Annotated in this window: 7 protein-coding genes; 4 read left to right on the top strand and 3 right to left on the bottom strand. The window is 53.8% G+C overall.

The annotated features are described in order from the left end of the window. Window positions 1–358: 358 nt before the first annotated feature. A complete protein-coding gene (locus ACR3FF_RS24520; RefSeq protein ID WP_458190749.1) occupies window positions 359–739 on the top strand; it encodes a fluoride efflux transporter FluC in 381 nt (126 codons plus the stop codon). Between the two features lie 3 nt (window positions 740–742). Beyond that, a complete protein-coding gene (gene crcB, locus ACR3FF_RS24525; protein WP_458190750.1) occupies window positions 743–1,090 on the top strand; it encodes a fluoride efflux transporter CrcB in 348 nt (115 codons plus the stop codon). A 62-nt stretch (window positions 1,091–1,152) separates the two neighbouring features. On the opposite strand, the gene ACR3FF_RS24530 is transcribed toward crcB, so the two are convergent. Next, window positions 1,153–1,680 (bottom strand): AmiS/UreI family transporter, encoded by a 528-nt coding sequence (locus ACR3FF_RS24530; RefSeq protein WP_458190751.1) that lies wholly within the window; start codon window positions 1,678–1,680, stop codon window positions 1,153–1,155. A gap of 397 nt (window positions 1,681–2,077) precedes the next feature. Between ACR3FF_RS24530 and thsA the strand changes: the two genes are divergently transcribed. Next, entirely contained in the window at window positions 2,078–3,760 is a 1,683-nt protein-coding gene (gene thsA, locus ACR3FF_RS24535) for a thermosome subunit alpha (RefSeq protein WP_458190752.1), read from the top strand. Window positions 3,761–3,831: 71 nt separating this feature from the next. On the opposite strand, the gene fmdA is transcribed toward thsA, so the two are convergent. Further along, window positions 3,832–5,088 carry a formamidase gene (fmdA, locus tag ACR3FF_RS24540; protein ID WP_458190753.1) on the bottom strand — a complete coding sequence of 419 codons (1,257 nt, stop codon included), beginning with the start codon at window positions 5,086–5,088 and terminating at the stop codon, window positions 3,832–3,834. A 166-nt stretch (window positions 5,089–5,254) separates the two neighbouring features. Here fmdA and ACR3FF_RS24545 point away from each other — a divergent pair, with 166 nt between their 5' ends. Then, window positions 5,255–5,920, top strand: coding sequence for a hypothetical protein (locus tag ACR3FF_RS24545; RefSeq protein ID WP_458190754.1), 666 nt, complete (start codon window positions 5,255–5,257; stop codon window positions 5,918–5,920). 37 nt (window positions 5,921–5,957) lie between these two features. Here ACR3FF_RS24545 and ACR3FF_RS24550 read toward each other — a convergent pair whose 3' ends face one another. After that, the gene (locus ACR3FF_RS24550) at window positions 5,958–7,169 is read right to left on the bottom strand and encodes an inorganic phosphate transporter (protein ID WP_458190755.1); all 1,212 of its coding nucleotides are present in this window, start codon (window positions 7,167–7,169) and stop codon (window positions 5,958–5,960) included. Between the last annotated feature and the right edge of the window lie 257 nt (window positions 7,170–7,426).

Genomic DNA, 7,426 nt, shown 5'->3' on the forward strand with positions numbered 1-7,426 from the left:
GTACTCATAGCGACTCAAGGTTCAGTTCCAATAATGACCGCATTTTGACTCATTCCTTCTTCTCAGATCTCATTTGATTAGATTTTCTCTCTATCACTGACTTATGGGTAAGAGACAGCCGTTTACGGCGGGGAGGATGTCACCACATCGTCTTGTGAACCGAAGTGACGGTAGTTTTGCCCGCGCCTATCTGTCTGTTAGGAGAGAATCCCCCCGTTTACGGCGAGGAGGATGTCACTTTTGCCACCGTCAGATGGGTCATATCGCTCCAGCAGCACGGATTTCATCCCAGCGTGCGAGTTTCATGCCAGGGAAAAGATAACGTCTGGCGGTGTCGTAGACGTGAACCTCACGAGGCATGTTACGTGAGCGCCCACTCCTAACGCTGGAAGAAATCTTCCTGATAGCACTCGGTGGGTTCGTCGGATCGAACTTCCGATTCTTCGTCGGGACGTTCCTCCCTGACCTCCGAGGGACGTTTCTCGTCAACGTCGTCGGGAGTTTCCTTCTCGGATTCCTTCTTTACGAAGCACTCACGACGTCGATTTTGGCCGAAAAGTCGGTGGTGGTCTTCGGGACAGGATTCCTGTCATCGTTCACTACCTACAGTACGTTCGCACTCGAGAGTGTCCAAGCGACTCCACTCATCGGGTTGCTCAACGTCGTGGGAAGTTATTTAATCGGCTTCATCGCGGTTCTCCTCGGGCGGCGGGTCGCACTATCGATTGAGAGTGATTGAAGGATGGTGGAACCAGGTCATCTCGTCGGATTCGGTGGCATGCTCGGTGCAGTGGTTCGCCATCTCGTGAACGAGGCTGTCGAGCGAGAAGACTTTCCAACAGGAACCCTCACGGTGAATGTCGTCGGCTCGTTTGTTCTTGGGTTTATAACGTTTCTCGGTGCCGGTAACGACGTTTTACTCTTCGTCGGCACTGGTGCTTGCGGTTCGTTCACGACGTTTTCATCGTTTTCGTACAACACCATCCGGCTCTGGGAGACAGGTGAGCAGATAAAATCTGTCGCGTATGCAGCGTTGAATATCGTCGGCTCGGTCCTGGCTATCGGCATCGCATCGCTCATCGTTTCGTGAAGAAGGCCTCCTGGCGTTCCCCCGAACCATCTTCTGTTGAGGATGGTGACCTGAGACGAAGTTCATGCGGGAGCCCAGGGCCACATGCCTGCTGCCATGAGATACCCAGCAGCAGCGGTGATGATGCCGACCGCGACGGTGTACCACGCGACCGGAGACGTATATTCACTACGGCGGAGTGCAAGAAGGAGCCAGAACGTTGCCCAGAGCACGGCCCAAATCCACCAGAGTGCCGCGAGGCCGACGTCACCGGCCAGCCAAACGATGTATCCGGTTGGGACTGCGACGACCGTGACGAAGATGCAGTACCAGCCGAGCGAGCGCTGATCATCCGCGCTACGATACGCGTTGTATCCGACCCACAGGTACGTGAACGAGAATAGGAGTGTTCCCGCAGCGTTGAACGCCGTCCCTTCTGAATCACCCCCGAACGCCCACCACATCGCTATCAAGAAGGTCAACACCCCGACGAAGAAGTTCAGCACGGCCGTATCTCGATCGTCAGCACGACCGAGAAGCCAGATGCCGTTCACTATCAGCACAGCACCAACGAACACTAACCCCATTCCAAGAATCGTGTATAGTGACATTGTCTCCCCCGAATTGGATTTGGAACGTCCCAATATGTTCCTTCGTTAGAATAGTATAAATAACTAACAGTTGGTCAAACCAGTCGCGAATTATGATTTTACCAGAGAGCGGGTGAGAGAGGTCGATTTTCGATCGTCGAAAAAGAACAGGGTCGTCACGGCTTGCGATAGTTTTCGTACCTCCAGATACGGCATCGATCACCTTGGTCGAATAGAAGTCGACTCGGAACGACATCCACGATCCAGAGGCGAACACGCGGATACGGTGGACGTAGTCGAGCGTCGAATAAAGAGGACGGGTAAGGCCGATCGAATCGGTTCGAAAAGTCGTCTGCTGAGTCGAGAACATTATCTACGGACTACCTTTTTGTAGGACACCGTTGTGGCGTGCAGTGACATGTCTGACCCAGCTGGGAACCGCTCGCTGTCCGCCGTCCACTCTGCACCAGTGGAACGACTTCGTGGAGACGACGCCAGAAACACCAACATCGCCGCTGGAAAAGCACTCGCAGAAACGATCAGAACGACGCTCGGCCCGAAAGGGATGGACAAGATGCTCGTCAGCGCTTCTGGAACGGTCGTCATCACGAACGACGGTGCAAGCATTCTCGATAGAATGGATATCGAGCACCCTGCTGCGGAGATGATTGTCGAAGTCGCAGCCAGTCAAGGGGCAAAGGCGGGGGATGGAACGACTACAGCAGTACTATTGACGGGCAAGTTACTGAAACAAGCTGAGCAACTGCTCGAAAATGGTCTCCACCCGTCCAGTGTGACGAAGGGATACCGGCGAGCCAGTCAGAAAGCGTTCGACGTGCTCGACACAATGAGTCTCGACGTCTCGCCCACCGATGAATCTGCCCTTCGAGACGTTGCAGCGACCTCGGTGACTGGAAAATGGGACGCCGACGCAGCCGAAGTGTTCGCCGACCTCGCTGTTGGTGCCATCCGTGCTGTCGAAGACGAAGGGACGGTCGATCTTTCGAAAGTAACTCTCCGACCCGTGGCCGGTGCGGGTATCGCCCACTCCTCGCTCGTATCAGGCATCGCCATCGACATCGGGAGTTCATCCACGTCGATCGAAGGGAAAACACTCGACATTCCACGTCGAATTGAAGGGGCGAAGTTAGCTCTCATCGACACCGAATTGACGGTCGACGAGGCCAACGCGGTAGAAAGCGTCACTGTCGACAGTCCGGAGACGATGGAAGCACTTCGTCGATTCGAGCACGACGCCTACGCGACTCAGGTTCGCGAGATCATCGATGCGGGAGCGGATGTCGTCGTTTGCCAGAAATCCATCGACGACGCGTTTCGAAATCAACTCGCCAGAGAAGGTATCCTTGCGATCGAGCGAACGCGGCAGGACGAGCTGTACAAACTGGCGGATGTAACTGGTGGCAAACTCGTTACGTCGGTAGATGAACTATCACCAGCGGAGATCGGTTACGCCGACGAAGTCGAGCGCCGTACCATCGCAGGAACGCACCTCCTGATCGTCACCGAAGATGCCAATTCGCAGCACGTATCGGTGCTCCTGCGTGGTGGTACTCAGCACGTCGTCGATGAGATGAAACGTATCATAGAGGACTGTCTGTACGTTACGACCCTTGCCATCGAAGATAGCGACGTCCTACCCGGCGGCGGAGCCACAGAGATCCATCTTGCCAAGAAACTCCGCGAGTACGCCGATTCGCTCGATAGTCGCGAACAACTTGCAGTTCACGCGTTCGCAGACGCCCTCGAAGCGATACCGAGAACGCTCGCGACGACAGCAGGTCTCGACCCCATAGATACACTCGTCGAGTTGCGTGCAAACCATCACAATGGGAAGCAGAACGTCGGACTCGACGTAACGAACGGACGACCGAAGGACATGTTGACCAACAGTGTCTTGGAACCGGCAGCCGTCAAACGTCACGCCATCGCCAATGCTGAGGAAGCTGCAAACATGCTTCTTCGAATCGACGACGTCATCGCAGCGACCCGTGACGCCGATGAAAGTGACCACGAACACGACCACGGCCACACCACCCACGAGCACGGAAGTGGGGGATACCCCTGGGCGATCGGCCACTGATCAGCCACTGATTGACGAGTGAGCGACAAGCGAAAAAACAGGGCCGGGACGATCCTACCGGACTACACTGGTTACGACGGCTGTGCGGCGTCACCTTGACGCTCGGCAGACACCTCGGCGAGACTGTCTGGGTCGACGTCAAAATCGAAGACCGCTTCCGGCACCGAGACGGTCACACACGTGTTCGGGAGGTCGACGATACCAGCGATTCGGCTTTCGACCGGGACGGTACTGAGGATGATATACGCTTGTTCAGGTGTGTACCCGAAGTTCGTCAGATAGTTGATGGCGTCGAGACACGCCCGTCGCATCCCGACATTGGCGTTCTTGTAGTGCTGTGTGCCGTCCTCGTCGACGGAGTAGCCCTCGAAGACGATGTACTCGGAGAACTGTGGCTCGACGTTACCCGGCTTGAAGATGGCATGGTCGACGCCGAGTTGTTCCATGCCGTTCTTGATAACGTCGACTTTCAGGTCGACGTAGCCAGCCATCTCTATTGCACCACAGAAGGTTATCTCGCCGTCCCCCTGCGAGAAGTGGAGGTCGCCAGTGATGAGGTTCGCTCCATCGATGAAGACGGGAAGGTACACGCGCGAGCCCCGACTGAGATTCTTGATGTCGCAGTTACCAGCATTCTCTCGCGGGGGAATCGTGCGTGCTGCTTTTTCCGCCGCTTCCTCGACTCCGTCATCGTCCATATCACCGAGCATCACCTCGTTCGGTTCTGGCGGGAGTGCCAACGGTGGTTCGTCCTCGTGAGTCTCGTGATTGACTGCGGTCTCAGCCTCAGGGCCTCGCTCGATGAGTGCTTGTTCGCGTTCGTTCCACTCTTCCAGAAGTTCGTGTGACGGCGTCGTCCCGAGGATACCAGGATGAGAAAGCCCCGCGAACCGGACGTCTGGGATGTGTCGCGACGACGTGTAGACACCGTCGAAGTCCCAGATAGCTTTCCGTGCGTTTGGGAAGTGGTCGGTCAGGAATCCTCCACCGTTATCTAGCTCGAAGATTCCGGTGAACCCCCACTCGTTGTCCGGAAATGGCCCAAGGTCAAGTATGTCGACGACCAACAGGTCGCCTGGTTCCGCTCCTTCGACCGCGATCGGCCCACTGAGATGGTGGTTGGGGTCGAGTCGCATGTCACGGATGTCGTTCGCGCTGTCATCGTTGTTCACTTGATTTCCCGTCCAGTCGAGACATTCTACGCGAAACTTTTCACCCGGCTTGACACTATCTACTGGTGGAACGTCAGGATGCCACCGGTTCACGATCGGATCTGGCTGTTCCTCCGGCGATTTCTCGACGTCGACTTCGAATATTGTCTCTGGCATACTCTATGCCCCATGCTAGCTCCCGACTCCCCCGGCCAAATAGTTAATTATCCATAATGAATTACTTGACAAAGATGAATTATCGCTCATCGACGATCAACCCACAGAGAGATTTCGTTGACACGAACAGTGATGTTTAATCGGAATGAGACCGTCTTCCTACGCCATGTCCTCGCACGATGTACTCCCGTTCCTCGACGATTGTATCCCGTTCTATTTATTCATCTGGCAAAAGTACGAAGACGACCTCTTCACACGCGGTGCACTCGAGGAAGAGTATGCAGAACATCATGGCAGAACCGAAGTGACTGATTTCAACAGTGGTCGAATGCTTAATCTACTTACTGCATACGGACTGATAGACAAAGTTGGTGACGATTCCTATCGGGTTCAATGTCGTCCGGACGAAACCATCCTTTCGTGGCGCGAGAAGTACGACTCTCGAATCAAGCGACTGCACCAGCGGGTACAAGTACATAGACGTGAACGAGCGAAGAAATCGGCGGACTGCACGATGCCACCTCGTCTCGAATATCAGAACGAGTCGTACATCGGTCTTCCATTCGAGAAGATCAGCAGTTTCGATGACTTGCTCACTCAGATGGACGAACTACTCGATATTGAGGATGGCAGAACCAACCTCGTCATCCTAGCGCCGGGAACCGAAGCCGGAGACGTCCAACATCTCACCGACCAACTCTGTGATGAAAGCGTGATGACCGATACCCAGTACTCAGTACCCTTCGAGAAAGCAGGGTCGGAAGTCCGTGGAAAAGACGCGGACGATTTGGAGTTCCGAATGTACCTTCGAATGTCAGAAAGTACGCAATAATCCAAGGGCATCGTGGCTAATACGTCTGAGAACCGGACTAACTGAAGAGAGGAACGAATTCGAATAACAGGTACGCAGAGACTGTTGCAATCCCTGGAACGATATTCTGCATGGCAATGACACGGGCAGTAGTCCACGGTTCGTATAGTGCTTCAATGTCGGGGTACGGATTGCTACCTGTTTCACTAGCCGATGTATGGTGAATCTCTTCAGTTTCGGTTTTGTCAATTGTCGGTGTGTCTTCTGCATCTACAGCAAGTGCGCCGCTGGAGATTCCCAGTGGCCCTTCCTCGATCATTCTAGACCGCTGGGTATACTCTTTCACACGTGTGGCACGGCCCCATCCAAGACCGACAATACTCATTGTTGAAACAATAACAATACTAGCAGGTATTCCGAGTTCTGAAAGGACAGTGATGAGTGTAGAACTCACGAGTGCGACGATTAATGCTGCAAGCAGGGGCATATCAGTGAGTTCGTTTCCCATCGTATCGAGGGTTCGTTGAGCAATTGTAAATGCTCCGACTGCAATAGCAACCCCCGCAATCAAAATACCATAGTCCATTTTAATGGTACCACTGCCAACGAGTGGAGCAATTGCGTTCGCCATATTCGATGCCCCTGCCGAGAATGCAGTATAACAGCCGACGATAATAACCAACGAGGTTCCAATAAATTCTCGCATAGTCGTATCCGGACCAAGTGTCGGCCGTACAATCAATCCAGAGCGATCGATCTGAAGTAGTGCGCCTTTGCTTTGCGTGATTGCAAACCAGTCGAGAAGGGCAGGGTACCAGTATCGACCGATAATAGCACTCACCCAAAATGCAATCACTGGAGAGACAAGCCACCACGAAATAATCCGCCCCATCACTCCCAAGTTTAGTGCATCAGTTGCAAGGCCAAGACCAGCAATCGTGCCAACACCTGTCATTGAGGTCGAGGCAGGAACACCGACGATATTCGAGAGAAACAACGCCAGTCCGATAAAAAAGAGAATTGCAATACTCGCTTCTAGAGTGAAAAATCGACTCGGAACGATTTCACCACCCATCGTATTGATGACATTGCGGCCAACAGTCCATCCACCGACAAGCGCACAGATGCTCATGAGGGATGCAGCACCGAACTTTGAGATCGTTTGGCTTCCAACTGCGGGACCGAAAGCAACTCCGGTATTCGAACCGCCGACGTTGAAACCCACAAAAATTGCGACAGCAATTCCGACGAGAAAGAGTATCTCTACCATAGCTGAACCATGTGCGGTCGTTGGTTAAGTCCTTCGTCAATGTTTGTTTAGTTGTTGAGAAGCGTTTCATCGTCTCTTCATGACTAGTGAGTAAAACCACTCGCACAGGTGGCCGACGAGTTCATGTTGGACGGTCCTTGCCTTGTTTTGCCGCAGAATGACGACAGTCTCAGACGCTCTCACGGTTATCTTCCGTCAGATTAACCGGGAAATGGACGCCGTCTGGCGATATGGCATCGCTCAGACGGCTAGCGCGA

The organism is Haladaptatus ordinarius (genome assembly GCF_054177595.1).

Bases quoted from the DNA above. Each gene is read 5' to 3' on its own strand.
- ACR3FF_RS24520 (WP_458190749.1), top strand. From the start codon at position 359: ATGTTACGTGAGCGCCCACTCCTAACGCTGGAAGAAATCTTCCTGATA.
- crcB (WP_458190750.1), top strand. From the start codon at position 743: ATGGTGGAACCAGGTCATCTCGTCGGATTCGGTGGCATGCTCGGTGCA.
- ACR3FF_RS24530 (WP_458190751.1), bottom strand. From the start codon at position 1,680: ATGTCACTATACACGATTCTTGGAATGGGGTTAGTGTTCGTTGGTGCT.
- thsA (WP_458190752.1), top strand. From the start codon at position 2,078: ATGTCTGACCCAGCTGGGAACCGCTCGCTGTCCGCCGTCCACTCTGCA.
- fmdA (WP_458190753.1), bottom strand. From the start codon at position 5,088: ATGCCAGAGACAATATTCGAAGTCGACGTCGAGAAATCGCCGGAGGAA.
- ACR3FF_RS24545 (WP_458190754.1), top strand. From the start codon at position 5,255: ATGTCCTCGCACGATGTACTCCCGTTCCTCGACGATTGTATCCCGTTC.
- ACR3FF_RS24550 (WP_458190755.1), bottom strand. From the start codon at position 7,169: ATGGTAGAGATACTCTTTCTCGTCGGAATTGCTGTCGCAATTTTTGTG.